Source organism: Amycolatopsis sp. CA-126428 (assembly GCF_002904335.1).
GTDB lineage: Bacteria > Actinomycetota > Actinomycetes > Mycobacteriales > Pseudonocardiaceae > Amycolatopsis.
This window is the reverse complement of sequence record NZ_PPHF01000002.1, coordinates 31,937-46,758: the sequence shown is the minus strand read 5'-3', so window position 1 is coordinate 46,758 and position 14,822 is coordinate 31,937. Positions and strand designations below refer to the sequence as shown.

General features: G+C 72.8%; 17 protein-coding genes. 8 read left to right on the top strand and 9 right to left on the bottom strand.

Annotated features, from left to right (window positions below; all coding sequences use genetic code 11):
• Positions 1 to 180: 180 nt before the first annotated feature.
• Both C2L58_RS00835 and C2L58_RS00830 read right to left on the bottom strand, forming a co-directional pair.
• A complete protein-coding gene (locus C2L58_RS00835; RefSeq protein WP_103334961.1) occupies positions 181 to 1,035 on the bottom strand; it encodes an LLM class flavin-dependent oxidoreductase in 855 nt (284 codons plus the stop codon).
• Positions 1,032 to 2,054: an aldo/keto reductase gene (locus C2L58_RS00830; RefSeq protein WP_103334960.1), complete on the bottom strand. Its 1,023-nt coding sequence runs from the start codon at positions 2,052 to 2,054 to the stop codon at positions 1,032 to 1,034. The genes C2L58_RS00835 and C2L58_RS00830 overlap by 4 nt, the downstream gene beginning before the upstream one ends.
• A gap of 86 nt (positions 2,055 to 2,140) precedes the next feature.
• Between C2L58_RS00830 and C2L58_RS00825 the strand changes: the two genes are divergently transcribed.
• The 7 genes from C2L58_RS00825 (at position 2,141) to C2L58_RS00795 (ending at position 7,181) form a co-directional block, all read left to right on the top strand.
• Positions 2,141 to 2,713 (top strand): TetR/AcrR family transcriptional regulator, encoded by a 573-nt coding sequence (locus C2L58_RS00825; protein ID WP_103334958.1) that lies wholly within the window; start codon positions 2,141 to 2,143, stop codon positions 2,711 to 2,713.
• The gene (locus C2L58_RS00820) at positions 2,710 to 3,144 is read left to right on the top strand and encodes a pyridoxamine 5'-phosphate oxidase family protein (protein WP_103334957.1); all 435 of its coding nucleotides are present in this window, start codon (positions 2,710 to 2,712) and stop codon (positions 3,142 to 3,144) included. The genes C2L58_RS00825 and C2L58_RS00820 overlap by 4 nt, the downstream gene beginning before the upstream one ends.
• 117 nt (positions 3,145 to 3,261) lie before the next feature.
• Positions 3,262 to 4,470, top strand: coding sequence for a cytochrome P450 (locus C2L58_RS00815; protein WP_199191033.1), 1,209 nt, complete (start codon positions 3,262 to 3,264; stop codon positions 4,468 to 4,470).
• A complete protein-coding gene (locus C2L58_RS00810; RefSeq protein ID WP_103334953.1) occupies positions 4,467 to 5,087 on the top strand; it encodes a TetR/AcrR family transcriptional regulator in 621 nt (206 codons plus the stop codon). Before C2L58_RS00815 ends, C2L58_RS00810 begins: the two co-directional genes overlap by 4 nt.
• Positions 5,088 to 5,107: 20 nt before the next feature.
• Positions 5,108 to 5,308: a ferredoxin gene (locus C2L58_RS00805; RefSeq protein ID WP_103334952.1), complete on the top strand. Its 201-nt coding sequence runs from the start codon at positions 5,108 to 5,110 to the stop codon at positions 5,306 to 5,308.
• The gene (locus C2L58_RS00800; RefSeq protein ID WP_103334950.1) at positions 5,305 to 6,480 is read left to right on the top strand and encodes an NAD(P)/FAD-dependent oxidoreductase; all 1,176 of its coding nucleotides are present in this window, start codon (positions 5,305 to 5,307) and stop codon (positions 6,478 to 6,480) included. Before C2L58_RS00805 ends, C2L58_RS00800 begins: the two co-directional genes overlap by 4 nt.
• A gap of 56 nt (positions 6,481 to 6,536) precedes the next feature.
• On the top strand, positions 6,537 to 7,181 hold the full coding sequence (locus tag C2L58_RS00795; protein ID WP_233225495.1) for a BNR-4 repeat-containing protein: 645 nt from the start codon (positions 6,537 to 6,539) through the stop codon (positions 7,179 to 7,181).
• Here C2L58_RS00795 and glmS read toward each other — a convergent pair.
• From glmS to C2L58_RS00775, 3 genes are all read right to left on the bottom strand, one after another.
• Positions 7,168 to 8,991 (bottom strand): glutamine--fructose-6-phosphate transaminase (isomerizing), encoded by a 1,824-nt coding sequence (gene glmS / locus C2L58_RS00790; RefSeq protein WP_103334949.1) that lies wholly within the window; start codon positions 8,989 to 8,991, stop codon positions 7,168 to 7,170. The two genes, C2L58_RS00795 and glmS, sit on opposite strands and share 14 nt — an antisense overlap.
• A gap of 13 nt (positions 8,992 to 9,004) precedes the next feature.
• Positions 9,005 to 9,277, bottom strand: a complete 273-nt coding sequence (locus C2L58_RS00785) for a hypothetical protein (protein ID WP_103334947.1) — start codon at positions 9,275 to 9,277, stop codon at positions 9,005 to 9,007.
• Positions 9,278 to 9,776: 499 nt separating this feature from the next.
• Positions 9,777 to 10,757 carry a LysR substrate-binding domain-containing protein gene (locus C2L58_RS00775; protein ID WP_103334946.1) on the bottom strand — a complete coding sequence of 327 codons (981 nt, stop codon included), beginning with the start codon at positions 10,755 to 10,757 and terminating at the stop codon, positions 9,777 to 9,779.
• A 72-nt stretch (positions 10,758 to 10,829) separates the two neighbouring features.
• On the opposite strand from C2L58_RS00775, the gene dapA reads away from it, so the two are divergent.
• On the top strand, positions 10,830 to 11,666 hold the full coding sequence (gene dapA / locus C2L58_RS00770) for a 4-hydroxy-tetrahydrodipicolinate synthase (protein ID WP_103334944.1): 837 nt from the start codon (positions 10,830 to 10,832) through the stop codon (positions 11,664 to 11,666).
• A gap of 40 nt (positions 11,667 to 11,706) precedes the next feature.
• Here dapA and C2L58_RS00765 read toward each other — a convergent pair whose 3' ends face one another.
• The 4 genes from C2L58_RS00765 to C2L58_RS00750 form a co-directional block, all read right to left on the bottom strand.
• Entirely contained in the window at positions 11,707 to 12,051 is a 345-nt protein-coding gene (locus C2L58_RS00765) for an STAS domain-containing protein (RefSeq protein ID WP_103334942.1), read from the bottom strand.
• Entirely contained in the window at positions 12,048 to 13,280 is a 1,233-nt protein-coding gene (locus C2L58_RS00760; protein WP_233225494.1) for a PP2C family protein-serine/threonine phosphatase, read from the bottom strand. Before C2L58_RS00760 ends, C2L58_RS00765 begins: the two co-directional genes overlap by 4 nt.
• Positions 13,277 to 14,077, bottom strand: a complete 801-nt coding sequence (locus C2L58_RS00755) for an alpha/beta fold hydrolase (RefSeq protein WP_369903870.1) — start codon at positions 14,075 to 14,077, stop codon at positions 13,277 to 13,279. The genes C2L58_RS00760 and C2L58_RS00755 overlap by 4 nt, the downstream gene beginning before the upstream one ends.
• 64 nt (positions 14,078 to 14,141) lie before the next feature.
• Positions 14,142 to 14,810 carry a TetR/AcrR family transcriptional regulator gene (locus C2L58_RS00750; protein ID WP_103334937.1) on the bottom strand — a complete coding sequence of 223 codons (669 nt, stop codon included), beginning with the start codon at positions 14,808 to 14,810 and terminating at the stop codon, positions 14,142 to 14,144.
• Positions 14,811 to 14,822: the final 12 nt, after the last annotated feature.

The window sequence follows — 14,822 nt, the reverse complement described above, 5'->3', positions numbered from 1 at the left end:
GTGGTCATCCCGTCGCCTGATTGAGGCCTATCACTTTGAGCCGGGCCCGCAAGCCTGCGCTGCCGTCTCGCGTTGCGCTCTGTGTTGCGGGCCCGGCTCAAAGTGATTTCACGGCCTCAGGCGACGGGATGACCACCCCGCTCCTTGATTGGGTCAGGCTCGTGGCCACCAGACCCCGCGCTACCGGCGGATCAGCTCGTCCGCCACCCACTGCGCCACTCCCTCGGGATAAGGATTCCCCAACCCGAGCACGAAGTGCCCGAACCCGGCGTCCGCCGCCTCGGCGATCTTGCCGCGCGTCACCTCCGGCCGGTCGTAATCCACCGGCAGGAAGATCGACCGCGTGATCTCGGCCGGGTCGCGGCCGATCTCCGCGCAGTACTTGTCCAGCAAGCGGCTGCGCCCCGCCAGGTCCGCGATGTCGCCGCCGCCCGGGATGTTCCACATGTTTGCGTGCTCCGCGACCACTCGCAGCGTGGCGCTTGCCCGGCCGCCGATCATGATCGGGGGGTGCGGACGCTGCACCGGGCGGGGGTTTCCGAAGGCACCGGTCAGCCGGACGTGCGATCCCGTGAAGTCGAACGGCTCCGGAGATGTCCACAAGCGACGGATCACCGTGCACGCCTCCGCCAGCGCCGCGACCGCGTCGTCCTGATTGTGGTACGGCAGGCCGTGTGCGTCGTACTCGCGCCGGGCCAGCGGGTGGCTGGGCCGGGAACCCGCGCCGATGCCGAAGTCGAGGCGGCCGCCCGAGACGATGTCGACCGTTGTGGCGATCTTCGCCAGCATCGCCGGTGGGCGGAACCGGTTGCTGGTGACCAGAAGCCCGATGCGCAGGCGGGACGTCTGGGCCGCCAGGGCCGAAAGCAGCGTCCAGCCCTCGAAGATCGGGCCGTCCGGGTCGCCGGCGATCGGCATCAGGTGGTCGAACAGCCACGCGTGCTCGATCTCCGGCACCGTGTCCGCTTCGCGCCACACGCGCAGAATCTCGTCGTACCCCACCTGCTGAGGTGCGGTCATGATGCCGAACCTCATCGGCGCCGCCGCAGCGACGGGTCGAGCAGGGCCGGCGGGGTGTCGAACTTCTCGCCCGGGGCCAGGTCGGTGCCCGGGGCGACGATCGCGTCGATCTCGTCGAGGACGTCGGCGGGCAGCACGGTGCCGGCGGCGTCGAGCTGCGAGCGCAGGTGGTCGAGCGTCCGCGGGCCGATGAGGGCGCTCGTCACGCCGGGGTGCGCGGTGACGAAGCCGAGCGCGAGCTGGATCAGGGTCAGCCCGGCCTGCTCGGCGAGCTTGGCCAGCTGTTCGACGGCGTCGAGCCGGGCCCGGTTGGCGGGGACGTCGAGGTCGAAGCGCTCCGGCACGACCTTCGCCCGGTTACCACTCATCTCCCGGCCCGCGCGGACCGCACCCGACAGCCAGCCCGAAGCCAGCGGGCTCCACGCCAGCACACCCATGCCGTACTCCTCGGTCACCGGCAGCACGTGGGCTTCGATGCCGCGCTGCAGGACCGAGTAGCTCGGCTGCTCGGTGACGTACCGGCCGAGGCGGTGTTCGCGGGCGGCCCACTGCGCCTGGACGATGCGGTACGCGGGGAACGTCGAGGACCCGAAGTAGCGGATCTTGCCCGCGCGCTGCAGGTCGGTCAGTGCGGAAAGCGCTTCCTCGTCGCTCGTGGTGGGGTCCCAGCGGTGGATCTGGTAGAGGTCGACGTGGTCGACGTCGAGGCGGCGCAGGCTGTCCTCGAGCGCGCGGACCAGCCAGCGGCGCGAGTTGCCGCGGTGGTTGCGCTCTTCGCCCATCGGCATGGTCGCCTTCGTGGCCAGCACGAGGTCGTCGCGGCGGCCGGCGATCGCCCGGCCGACGATCACCTCCGACTCGCCCTGGCCGTACATGTCGGCGGTGTCGACGAGGTTGATCCCGGCTTCGAGCGCGGCGTCGACGATGGCGGTGGCCTCGTCCTGGGGGACGCGCCCGATGGCGCCGAAGTTCATCGCGCCCAGCGCGAGGGTGCTGACCTGGACGCCGGTGTGGCCCAAGGTGCGGTACTGCATGGGGGGTGCCTCCGTGGCATGATGAGCAAACGGAACGTTGCTCCGCTAACGATATGGAACATTGCTCCGCTTAGCAAGGAGGGGTCGTGGGCGAACTCAAGCCCAAGCGGGCGGATGCCCGGCGCAACGAAAAGGCGCTGCTGGATGCGGCGGCCGCGGTCTTCGTCGCGTCCGGCGTGGACGCGCCGGTGCGGGACATCGCGGCGAAGGCCGGGGTCGGGATGGGCACGATCTACCGCCACTTCCCGACCCGCGCGGACCTCGTCATCGCCGTCTTCCGGCACCAGGTGGACGCCTGCACGGAGGCGGGCCCGGCGCTGCTGGCCGCCAGTGAATCGCCGTACGCCGCGCTGGCACAGTGGATCGACCTGTTCGTGGACTTCCTGGTGACCAAGCACGGGCTCGCCGGGGCTCTCCAGTCCGACAACGCCGGCTTCGAGACGCTGCACGCGTACTTCCTCGACCGCCTGGTGCCGGTGTGCGGCGAGCTGCTCGACGCCGCCGCCGCGGCCGGCGAGATCCGGGCCGAGGTGGCGCCCCTGGACCTCATGCGCGGCGTCGGCAACCTCTGCATCGGCGCGGACGACCCCCGGTACGACGCGCGCCGGATGGTGAAAGTCCTCGTCGCCGGGCTGCGGTGCGGCACGATGGGCGCATGACGGCGTGGCGGGAGTTCGAAGCGGCGGAGCCGGAGTTCGCGCGGCGGGTGCGGGCCCTGTTCGACGCGCACAAGCACAAGACGATCGCGACCCTGCGGGCCGGCGGCTCGCCGCGGATCTCGGGAATCGAAACGGTCTTCGAGGACGGTGAGCTGGCCTTCGGGTCGATGCCGAACGCGCGCAAGGGCGCGGACCTGCGGCGGGATCCGCGGTTCGCGCTGCACAGCGCCACGGTGGACCCCGTCGAGGGCGCCGAGGCGCAGTGGCCGGGGGAGGCGAAGATCGCCGGACGGGCGCGCACCGAGGACGGCGAGCGGTTCCTGGCCGACGTCGCCGAGGTCGTCCACACCCACCTGAACGAGGCGGCGACGTTGCTGGTCGTCGAGTGGTGGACGCCGGAGGGCGGTCTGCGCAAGGTCGAGCGCGAATAACGCCGGTTCGGGCGGTTTCGGGCGTCGGCGTCTCCGGTAATTAAGTCAACTGCTTGACTTAAGCATGGATCGTCGCCATGCTCGGGACAGGGGACATTCACCAACGAGAGGCCCGTGATGAAGCCCAGCCACACCGACCCGTTGCCGCGCTTCCCGTTCGAGGCCGCCACCGCGCTGGCGCCGCCGGCCGAGTGGGCCGAGTTCCGGGAGAAGTGCCCGGTCGCGCGCGTGGCGCTGGCCAGCGGGGACGAAGCCGCCCTGATCACCCGCTACGACGACGTCAAGACCGTCCTGTCCGATCCGCGGTTCACCCGCCCGACCCCGGCGGACAACGCGGCCCGCGTCGCGGACACCGAGTCGGGCGGGGTGTTCAACAGCGAGATGGCGACCGTGCTCCCGCAGCATGGCGAAGCACACCTGAAGTGGCGGCGCCTGCTGGGGAAGTGGTTCACCGCCAAGCGGATGAACGCGCTGCGGCCGGGCATGGCGGCGATGGCCGGGCAGCTCATCGACGAACTGGTCGCGAAGGGCGCGCCCGGCGACCTCAAGGCCGGCCTCGCCTTCCCGCTGCCGGTCTGGGTCATCTGCGACATGCTCGGCGTGCCGGACACCGACCGCGACCGGTTCGCCCACTGGTCCGACGTCATGCTCAGCATGACCCGCTACACCCAGGCGGAGTTCGACGCGGCGCAGGCGGAGTTCGGCCGGTACATGGGCGCGCACATCGCGGCCAAGCGGGCCGAGCCGGGCGAAGACATCCTCAGCGCGCTGATCGCCGAGGGCGCCGGCTGGTCCGACGCGATGCTGACCGCCACCGGCATCGGCCTGCTCATCGCCGGCCACGAGACCACCGCGAACATGATCGCGAAGATGACCGCGATGCTGCTGGCCGACCGGAGCCGGTGGGAGCAGCTGCTGGCCGACCCGTCGCTGGTGCGCACGGCGGTCGAGGAGGCGCTGCGGGCGGACGCCAACGCGGGTGTGGGCATGCAGCGCTACCTCACCGAGGAGTTCGAGGTCGGCGGCACGGTGCTGCCGGCCGGGACGACCGCGATGTGCAGCATGGCCGCGGCCAACCGCGACGAGGACGCCTTCGAGAACGCCGCCGAGCTGGACCTGACCCGCAGCCCGAACCCGCACCTGGCCTTCGGCGCCGGCGCGCACGCGTGCCTCGGACAGCCGCTGGCCCGCACCGAGCTGCAGGTCGTGCTGGAAGTGCTGCTGCGCAAGCTGCCGAACCTCGAGCTCGCCGTCCCGGCGGACGAGCTGCGCCGGGTCGAAGGGCTCGCGGTCGGCGGCCTGCGGGAACTGCCCGTCCGCTGGTGACGGACCGGGCGCGGGCGACGCGGGAGCGGATCCTCGTGGCGGCGGAACGCCTCTACGCCGAACACGGCGTGCTGGCCGTGTCCAACCGGCAGATCAGCGAGGCGGCCGGGCAGGGGAACAACACCGCCGTCGGCTACCACTTCGGCACCCGGGCCGAGCTGGTGCGGGCCATCGTCCGCAAGCACGCCGGGTCGATCGAACGGCTGCGTGATCGCCGGCTGGGTCGCGGCCCCGCGGAGCTGCGGGACTGGCTCGGGTGCCTGGTGCACCCCACGACCGAGCACCTGGCCGGGCTGGGCACGCCCACCTGGTTCGCCCGGTTCGCCGCCCAGGTGATGACCGAGCCGTCGCTGCGCGCGGTCATCGTCGAGGAGACGCTGACGTCCCCGTCACTGGCGCGGACCCTCGCGGGCCTCTACCGGTGCCTGCCCGGGCTGCCCGCCGAAGTCCACGCCGAACGCAACGACATCACCCGCCTCGTGCTGATGCACGCGATGGCCGAGCGGGAGCGCGCCCTCGCCGAAGGCGCGGGCACCCCGGCGGCCGGCTGGCGCGACACCGCCACTGCCCTCACCGACGTGCTGGCCGGGCTGTGGCTCGCGCCGGTCACCGAGTAACTCCAGGGAAAGGAACCACCATGAAGGTCACCGTGGACGAAGCCAAGTGCTGCGGGGCAGGCACCTGCGTCATGCTCGCCCCGGACGTGTTCGACCAGCGCGACGACGACGGCATCGTCATCCTGCTCGACGAGCGCCCCGGCGAAGCGCTGCACGGAGTCGTCCGCGAGGCGGCGAGCGTGTGCCCGGGTGTGGCGATTTCGGTCGGCGAGCAGGGATGACCGGCGGCGTCCTGGTCGTCGGCGCCTCGGCCGCCGGGCTCGCGACCGTGGAAGCCCTGCGCCGCAAGGGGTACGACGGGCGCGTGACGGTCCTGGGTGCCGAGGCGCACCTGCCCTACGACCGGCCTCCGCTGTCCAAGCAGGTCCTCGGCGGGAGCTGGACGCCCGAGCAGGCGCGGCTGCGGACGCCCGCGGCACTGTCCGCATTGGACACCGAGTTCGTGCTCGGCGACCCGGCGGTGCGCCTGGACGCCCGGGCGCGGACCGTCCACACCGCGGCCGGGCGGGCCCTGACCGCGGACGCGGTCGTGCTCGCCACCGGGCTGCGGCCGCGCACCCTGCCCGGGCAGGACGGCCTCGCCGGCGTCCACGTGCTGCGCACCCTCGACGACGCGCTGGGCCTGCGCGCGGACCTCGCGCCGGGCAAGCGGGTGGTGGTCGTCGGCGACGGTGTGCTCGGCGCGGAAATCGCCGCGACCGTGTGCGCGGCGGGCGTGCCGGTCACCCTCGCGGGCCCCCAGTTCGCGCCGCTGGCCTACCAGTTCGGCTCCCTCGCCGCGGGCCTGCTGGCCGAACTGCACGCCGCTCGCGGTGTCGAGCTGCGGCTCGGCTCCGCGGTCACCGGGCTGGCCGCCGAGGACGGCCGGGTCGCGGGAGCGCGGCTGGCCTCCGGCGAGGTGCTGCCCGCCGACGTCGTCGTGGTCGCTTTCGGGGCCGCGCCGGCGACGGAGTGGCTGGCGGGCAGCGGGGTGCTGTGCGACAACGGCGTCGTGTGCGACTCCCGCTGCCGGGCGGCGGACGGGATCTACGCGGCCGGCGACGTCGCCCGCTGGCACCACGAGGGCCTCGATGCGCTGCTGCGGCTGGAAAACCGGACCAACGCCACCGAGCAGGCGGTCGCCGTCGCGGGGAACATCCTCGGCGAAGACCGCCCGTACACGCCGGTGCCCTACTTCTGGACCCACCAGTTCGACGCCCGGATCCACGTGCACGGGACGCTGTCCGCGGACGCCGAGTTGTCCATTGTGGAAGGTGACCCGGGCGCGGGCCGGTTCGTGGCGCAGTACCGCCGCGGAGGTGCCGTCACCGGCGTGCTCGGCTGGAACATGCCCAAGCAGGCCCGGCTGCGACGCCAGGACATCGCCAGCCGGGTCTGCCGCGGCGCGTCGTGAGTGGTAATGAGGGTTCTAACCCTCCTTACCACTCACGACCACCCCCCGTCCGTCGGTTGACGGCCGCCGGCGGGCTGGCCAACCACGACACCGGCTACGTCTACAGCGACGACCGCGGCCGGACCTGGCGTAACAACGCCGGCACGGTCGTCGCGACGACGGGCGGCACACCGGTGGCCGTGTCTTCGCCGGGCACGGTCGTCGACCCGCTCGGCGTCGACCACGCGCTGATGAACCAGGAGAGCCAGGCCGTCGACTCCGCCGGGCAGCCGCACGCAGTGATCAGCTACGTGCCCGGCCGGTTCACCCAGTGCGTCACGAGCTACTCCGCGCAGCGCAAGCAGGACGGCCGGACCTTCTTCCTCAGCCGGGCGGCCGACGGCGGCTGGACCCAGCGCGAAGTGCCGGTCGCGCCCGAGTCCACCCAGCGGACGAAGCTGGTCTTCGACCGCACCGACAACGCCTACCTCGTCATGCCGTACGGGCGGATCGTCGCGGCCACCAAGACGAGCGGCTGGACCGACTGGAAGACGGTGTACAGCCCGGACCTGAACGCGTTCGGCGAGGTCGACGTCGACGACTCGCGGCTGGCCACCGACGGCGTGCTCTCCGTGATGTACCAGCAGGCTTCGAGCGGGACGACGCCCTCGCCGATTCGGGTGGCCGATTTCCGCCTGAGCTCGAGTGCTACTCGACTGTGACAGACTTCGCCAGGTTGCGCGGCTTGTCGATGTCGTAGCCCAGGGTCAGCGCGGCGTGGTAGGCGAGCAGCTGCAGCGGGATGGTCAGCAGGATCGGGTCGAGCTCCGGCTCGGTCTTGGGCACCACGATCCGCGGGACGTCCAGTTCGCCGAAGTCGACGTCCGCGTGGGTCACCGCCAGGACCGCGCCACCGCGGGCCTTGATCTGCTGGACCGCCGCCAGGTTGCGGCCGGTCAGCTCGTCCGACGGCACGATGGCGACCGTCGGGAGTGCTTCGTCGATCAGCGCGAGCGGGCCGTGCTTGAGCTCGGAGGTCTGGTACGCCTCGGCGTGGCGGTAGGAGATCTCCTTGAACTTCTGCGCGCCCTCCCGGGCCACCGGGTAGCCGCGGACCCGGCCCACGAAGAACAGGCTCCTCGCGGCGGCGACGGTCTTCGCGTGTTCGGCGATCTCCGGCTCGAAGTCCAGGACGGCCTTGATCCGGCCGGGCAGCGCGCGGATCGCGTCGATGATCCGCTGACCGTCCGCATTGGACAGATCGCGCACCCGGCCGAGGGCCAGCGCGATCAGCGCGAACCCGACGGCCATGTTGGTCAGCGCCTTGGTCGAGGCGACCGCGATCTCCGGGCCGGCGTGCAGGTAGACGCCGCCGTCGCAGGCGCGGGCGATCGTCGAGCCGACGACGTTGACCAGGCCGACGACCCGGCCGCCCTTGCGCTTGATCTCCTCGACGGCGAAGGCGGTGTCGATCGTCTCACCGGACTGGCTGACCGCGATGTAGAGGGTGTCGGCTTCGATGATCGGGTTGCGGTAGCGGAACTCGGAGGCGGCTTCGGCGTCGGCCGGGATCCTCGCCAGCTCCTCGATCATCGTCGCGCCGATCTGGCCGACGTAGTAGGCGGAGCCGCAGCCGAGGATCTTCACGCGGGCGAAGCCGCGCAGCTCCCGCGGCGTCAGGTTGAGCCCGTCCAGGCGGGCGACGCCGAACCGGTCGTCCAGCCGGCCGCGGATGATCCGCTCGACGGATTCGGGCTGTTCCTGGATCTCCTTGGCCATGTAGTGCGGGTAGCCGCCCAGGTCGAGGTCCTCGGCGTCGATGTCGATCTCGGTGGCGGGCTTGGTCGTGTCGCTCTCGTCGACGGTGAAGGTGCGGTAGCCGGTGGCGAAGACGGTCGCGAACTCGCCGTCGTCGAGGTGCGCGACCTGCGAGGTGTGCCGGACGAGCGCGGCGAGGTCGCTGGCGACGAACATCTCCCGCTCGCCGACGCCGATGATCAGCGGCGAGCCGTTGCGCGCGATGACCAGGCGGTCCGGGTGCGCGCTGTCGGTGACGGCGATCGCGTAGGTGCCGGTGATCCGCGAGACCGCCTCCACGACGGCGTCCTCGAGGTTTTCGGCGGTCGACCGCGCGATCAGGTGGGCGAGGACTTCGGTGTCGGTCTCGGAGGTGAGGGTGACGCCGGCGTCGGCGAGCTGGGCGCGCAGCGTGTCGGCGTTGTCGATGATGCCGTTGTGGACGACGCTGATCCGGCCGTCTTCGGACGTGTGCGGGTGGGCGTTGGCCTCCGACGCGGGCCCGTGCGTGGCCCAGCGCGTGTGTCCGATGCCGGCCTTGCCGGCGAGCCGCTTGGGCAGCGCCGCGGTGAGGTTGCGCACCCGGCCGACGACCCGGTGGACCTGGGTGCCGCCCTTGGCGCCGAGGACGGCGATGCCCGCCGAGTCGTACCCGCGGTACTCGAGCCGGGTCAGGCCCTCGAGCAGGATGGGGGCGGCGTTCTGGCCGCCGATGTAGCCGACGATCCCGCACATGGCGAACCTCTTCCTAGCCGTAGACGATGCGGCGCAGCTGCCGCTCGGAGAGGACCGGCGCGGCCACCAGCCGCCCACGGAGCTCGGCGGCGATCAGCGGGAAAATCTCGGGGTTCTTCCGGCCCCGGGCCTGCAGCTCGGCGTGCCGGTGGCGCACGTAGTCCTCGGTGGGAGTCCGGTAGAAGGCCAGGACATCGTCGACGACCCGGGCGGCGACCCCGGGCGGCAGCCCGGTGGACGCGGCCACGCGCTCGACGATGTCGGTGTCCTCCACGCGGGCCATCATGCCTCTTCGGGCGGTGAACCCCAAATTCCTGCCCGAAATCGGGCAAGTTCGGATTCGTTGGACAGTTTCACCCACCGCGGGCGAGGGTGGCGGGGTGCCACGGGGTATGGGGGACGCCGAAACGGCCGAGCGGTACGACAGGCCGGGTAGCGGCAGGTTCGCCCCGAGGTCGCCGGGACCGCGGTGGACCGCCTGGCCGGGCTCGCCGGCGGCGGGCGGGCGCTGGAATTCGCCATCGGCACCGAGCGCATGGCTGTCCCGCTCGCCGGGCGCGGGGGCCCGTCACCGGCATCGAGCTTTCCGAGCCGATGCTCGACCGGCTGCGGCGGAAGGCGGCGATCCCGGTCGTCGCCGGGGACATGGCGACGGCACGGGCCGAGGGCGGCGGGCGCGGGTGGGCCGCTCGCCGTACCGCTACCTCCGGCCGGTCGGGCTGGACCTGATGGGCCGGCCGGGTTCGAGCTGGAATCGCGGCACGCGGACCGGGCCGGCGCGGAGTTCACGACGGTGCCGGGGTCCCACGTTCCGGTGTACCGGCCGCGCTGATCGCTCCGGCCGGGGCCGCCGCGGGGGCAAGCTCGGCCGGGGCAGCCGTGGGGCCCAGTTCGGCCAGTACCGCCCGGATCGCCGGGCTCGCCTCCGCGCTGCGCCGCCACACCGCGTGCACCTCCCGCTTCGGCGGCCGCCGCAACGGCCGTGCCACCAGGTCCTCGCCCAGCGGCGGCCGCGCGAGCCGGGGGATCAACGCCACCACCGCACCCGGGACCACCAGCGACAGCTGCGTCGCGAAGTCGTCCACCGAGTGGCGCACGTCCGGCTGGGCCTGCGCGAACAACCGCCGGAACCACTGGTGGCACACCGTTCCCGGCGGGCTGGTCACCCAGGCGTGTCCGGCCAGCGCGGCCTCGTCGAGCGGCGCGTCGAGCCGGGCCAGCGGGTGCTCGCGGCTCATCACCACGTCGCCGAGGTCCGTGTGCAGCCAGCGCCGCACCAGCGATGGCGGCAGCGGCGCCGGCAGCAAGCCGTCGGCGTCGTGGACGAGCGCCAGGTCCGCCGTCCCCGCGCTGACGCTGTGCAACGCCTCGCCGGGGTCCTGCTCCGTGAACTCCACGCGCAGCTCCGGGCACCGCGCCGCCAGCCGGGGGACGACCGGCGCGAGCAGGCCGCGGATGGCCGTCGAAAACGCCACCACCCGAAGCGTGCCGCGCGGTGCCGCCGCCGACACCGACCGGGCCGCTTCGGCGCAGCGTTCCAGCGCCTGGAACACCTCCGGCGCCGAGTCGGCGATCGCCTGCCCGGCCGGGGTCAGCACCACCCCGCGGCCCGCCGGGGCCAGTACCGGCACGCCGATCTGGCGTTCCAGCCGCTTGATCTGCTGCGACACCGCCGACGCCGTGAACCCGAGCTCCTCGGCCGCCCGGGCCAGCGTCCCGAGCGCCGCCACCGCGCGCAACGCCCGCAGCGCGCCCACCTCGATCATGAAGCCAGGCTACGCAATACCCGCAAAAAAGCATCGCTGGACCGCAGCAGTCGCACTGGGCAAGGTCGGGGCATGACCGAATTCGGCGCCAACCTCGTCGCGATGGTGACTCCCATGCAGCCCGGCGGCGCGCTCTGCGAGCCCGGCCTCGCCCGGCTCGTCGACCACCTGCTGGCCACCGGGTGCGACGGCCTCGTCGTCGGCGGCACCACCGGCGAGTCCCCGACGCTGTCCGGCGCCGAATCCGCCGGCCTGATCCGGGCGGTGGTGGCCCGGACCGGAGACCGCGCGCGGGTGATCGCCGGGGTCGGCACCCACGACACGGCGACGAGCGTCCGCCGCGCCCGCGAAGCCGAGGCGGCCGGCGCCGACGCCCTGCTGCTCGTCTGCCCCTACTACTCGCGGCCGACGCAGGCCGGGGTGCTCGCCCACTGCCGGGCCGTGGCGGACGCCACCGAGCTGCCGGTGATGCTCTACGACGTTCCCGCGCGCACCGGCCTCGCGATGACGCCGGCCACCCTGATCGAGCTGGCCGGCCACCCGCGGATCCGGGCGGTCAAGGACGCCAAGGGCGACCTGTCCGAAGCGATGACGGTGATGTCCCGGACGTCGCTGGCGTACTACTGCGGCATCGACGAGCTCAACCTGCCCTACCTCGCGTGCGGCGCCGCGGGCCTGGTCAGCGTCGTGGCCAACGTGGCCGCCGGGCGCACCGCCGACCTCATCCGCACCGTCCGCGACGGCGACCTCGAGCGGGCGCGCGCGATCAACGCGGAGCTGATCCCGGTGACGGACCGCTTGATGCGCTCGGGCACGGGCGCGGCGAACGCCAAAGCCGCCCTGGCGGACCTCGGGATCATCCCGCACGCGAGCGTGCGGCTCCCGCTGGTCGAAGCGCAGACCGCCTGATCAGCCCGCCGTCCCGGTCGGCGAGGCGCTGCCCTGCTCGTCAGTCCCTGAAGGCGTCTTCGGCGCTCGGGTACGTGGGGAAGAAGTCCGCGAGGCCGATCAGCCCGAACGTCCGGCTCAGCCGGGCGGGGAGGGCGGCCAGCGCGACGGCCGCTCCGGCCGCCTCGGCGACGTTGCGGGCCGCGATGAGCGCGGAGATCCCGCTGGAGTCGCAGAACGTCACCCCGGCCAGGTCCACCACCAGCACCTGACCGGGCTTCAGGACGAGCGCCGCCACCTCGGTGCGCAGGCGCGGTGAGGTGGCCACGTCGAGCTCGCCCTCGACGGTCACCACCGCGCCGCCCGCGGCGGTGCGCGTCGCGACGGAGAACGGGGTGCCGGTCACGGTCGTTCACCTCCGGGAAGCGGGATGCTCAGCGCCAGCAGGGCCGTGTCGTCCTCGACGCCGTCGCCGAAGCCGGCGAGCAGGCCGGTGACCGCCGTGATCACCGCCGGTGCCGTCGTCGGCGCCAGGCCGGTCAGGTGCTCCTGCAGCTGTTCTTCGCTGTAGCGGACGCGGCCCTGCGTACGGGCTTCGGTCAGCCCGTCGGTGTACAGCAGCAGGGTGTCGCCCGGGGTCAGCAGGACGTCCACCGCGGCGAAGCGCGCGCGGGGCAGCGCGCCCACCAGCTGGCCGCCCGGGACGGGCAGGAACGCGGACGTGCCGTCGGCGCGGATCAGCAGCGCCGGCGGGTGGCCGCCGGTGGCCAGGGTGATCGCCGCGCCGCCGTCCCCGGGCCGGAGGTGGCCCTGGATGACAGTGCAGTAGCGCGGGTCCGGGCCGCGGTACTCACGGTGCAGCACGGTGTTGAGGTGATCCAGCACGGCGGCCGGGTCCGGGTCGTGCACCGCGGCGGTGCGCAGCGTGTAGCGCGCCAGCGATGTCACCACCGCCGCGGCGGCGCCCTTCCCGGACACGTCGCCGAGGAAGAACCCCCACGTGTCGCCGGTCAGCGGGAACAGGTCGTAGAAGTCGCCGCCGACCTCGTCGGCCGACGCCGGGTGGTAGTAGGCCGCGACCTGCACCCCGGGCACCTCGGCCAGGGTGGGCGGCAGCAGGGTCTGCTGCAGCGTCCGCGCGAGCCGCTGCACCCGGTCGCGTTCGCGCTCGGCTTCTTCGCGCGCCCGCAGCAGTTCCTGCTCGTAGGCCCGCCGGTCGCGCGCGTCGAAGATCGTGGTCCGGATCAGCTGTGCCTGGCCGTCGGAGCCGGTCTTGACCGTCGAGGTCACCAGCACCGGCAGCCGGCTCCCGTCCGCGGCCTTCAGCTCGAAGGCGACCCCGCCGAGCTGACCCTGCATGCGCAGGAGCGGCGCGAAGTGCGTCTCGTGGTAGATCCGGCCGCCGACGGTGAGCAGGTCGGCGAACCGGCGCCGGCCGACGACGTCGTCGCGGGCGTAGCCGAGCCAGCCGAGCAGCGTCGCGTTGATCTTCGCGATCGTGCCGTCCAGCAGTGTCGAGAGGTACCCGCAGGGGGCGTGCTCGTAGAGGTCTTCCGCGCTGTCCTCCAGCAAGGCCGAGAATTCCGGTGCGGCGCTTTCCTGACCACCCGGGCCCGGGTGGTCTTCGCACATCATGGCCCGCCCACGAACGCCGTGATCGCGGCGGCCGTCGCCCCCGGCGCGCTGAGCTGGGGACAGTGCCCGGTCGCGGCCAGCGTCACCAGGGTGCTGCCGGTGATCTGCTCGTGGGTGAACCGCCCCACCTCGGGCGGCGCGATGGCGTCGTTCGAGCATTCGAGCACGAGCGTCGGCACGGCGACCTTCGCCAGATCGGCCCGGTTGTCGGAGAGGAACGTCACCCGGGCGAAACTGCGCGCGATCGCGGGATCGGTGCGGCAGAAGCTATTCGTCAGCTCCTCGCCCAGCTCCGGCCGGTCCGGGTTGCCCATGATCACCGGCGCCATCGTCGCCGACCAGCCCAGGTAGTTCGATTCGAGCGAGGCGAGCAGCTCGTCGATGTCTTCGCGGCTGAACCCGCCGCGGTAGCCGTCCTCGTCGAGGTAGCAGGGAGACGGCGTGAGCAGCACCAGCTTCGCGAACCGCTCCGGTTCCCGGTTGGCGGCCAGCACCGCGATCATCGCGCTGACCGAGTGGCCCACCAGCACGACGTCCCGCAGGTCCAGCTCGTGGCAGATGGCCAGGACGTCGTCGGCGTAGCCGTCGAGGCTGCCGTAGCGCTCGGGCGTCCAGGCGGCCAGGTCCGAACGCCCGGCGCCGGTGTGGTCGAACAGCACGACCCGGTACCGCCGCGCGAGTTCGGGGACGACGAGGCGCCACAGGTTCTGGTCGCAGCCGAAACCGTGGGCGAGCAGGACGGCGGGGCCGTCTTCCCGGCCGGTGACGGTCACGTTGTTCCTGGCGCGCATGCTCACCGCGCACATCCTGCCATCGACCCGGCGCCGCCGTGGGCTGAGCGCGGTGCCGGCGGTTTCGTGTTCACCGCCGCCGCTGGGCGAAGCCGTCGAGCAGGCAGTCCAGGCCGAGCTCGAAGCGGGCGTCCGCGGTCAGGTCCGGCAGGTCGGGGAGCCAGGCGGCGAGCGAGTCGTCGGCCATCTCGCCCGCGTACGACTCCAGGTCCTCGGTCGAGCCGATGCCGAACCGCTCGAGCATCACGAGCTCGCGGCTGACGCTCATCGCCGTCCCGGTGACGTAGTTGTCCAGCAGGGAGGCGTAGGCGATGGCCGGCGTGAGGCCCGCGCCGTCGAGGACCGTCAGCAGGAAGGCGGCGCGCCGCATCGTGCGGGGGCCGAACGGCGGCCGGCCGTCCACGAGTTCGGCGTACCAGCGGTGCCGGCCGATCATCGCCCACAGGCTGGTGGCGAGCCCGCGCAGGTCGCCCCGCCAGTCGCCGCTCGGGGTGGCGGGCACCGCGACCTCGGCCGACACCTCGTCGAGCATCAGGTCGACCAGGCCGTCCTTGTTCAGGACGTACCGGTACAGCGACATCGGCGCGGAGACGCCGAGCGCGTCCGCCACCGCCCGCATGGTCAGGGCGGCGACCCCGCCGGTGTCGGCGACCTCGATGGCCGCGCGCACGACCGACGCGCGGGTCAGGGCGTTCTTCCGGCCCGGCGGCTCCGGGTGGTGCCAGATGAGGCGTGGCATGTGTGGAGTGTA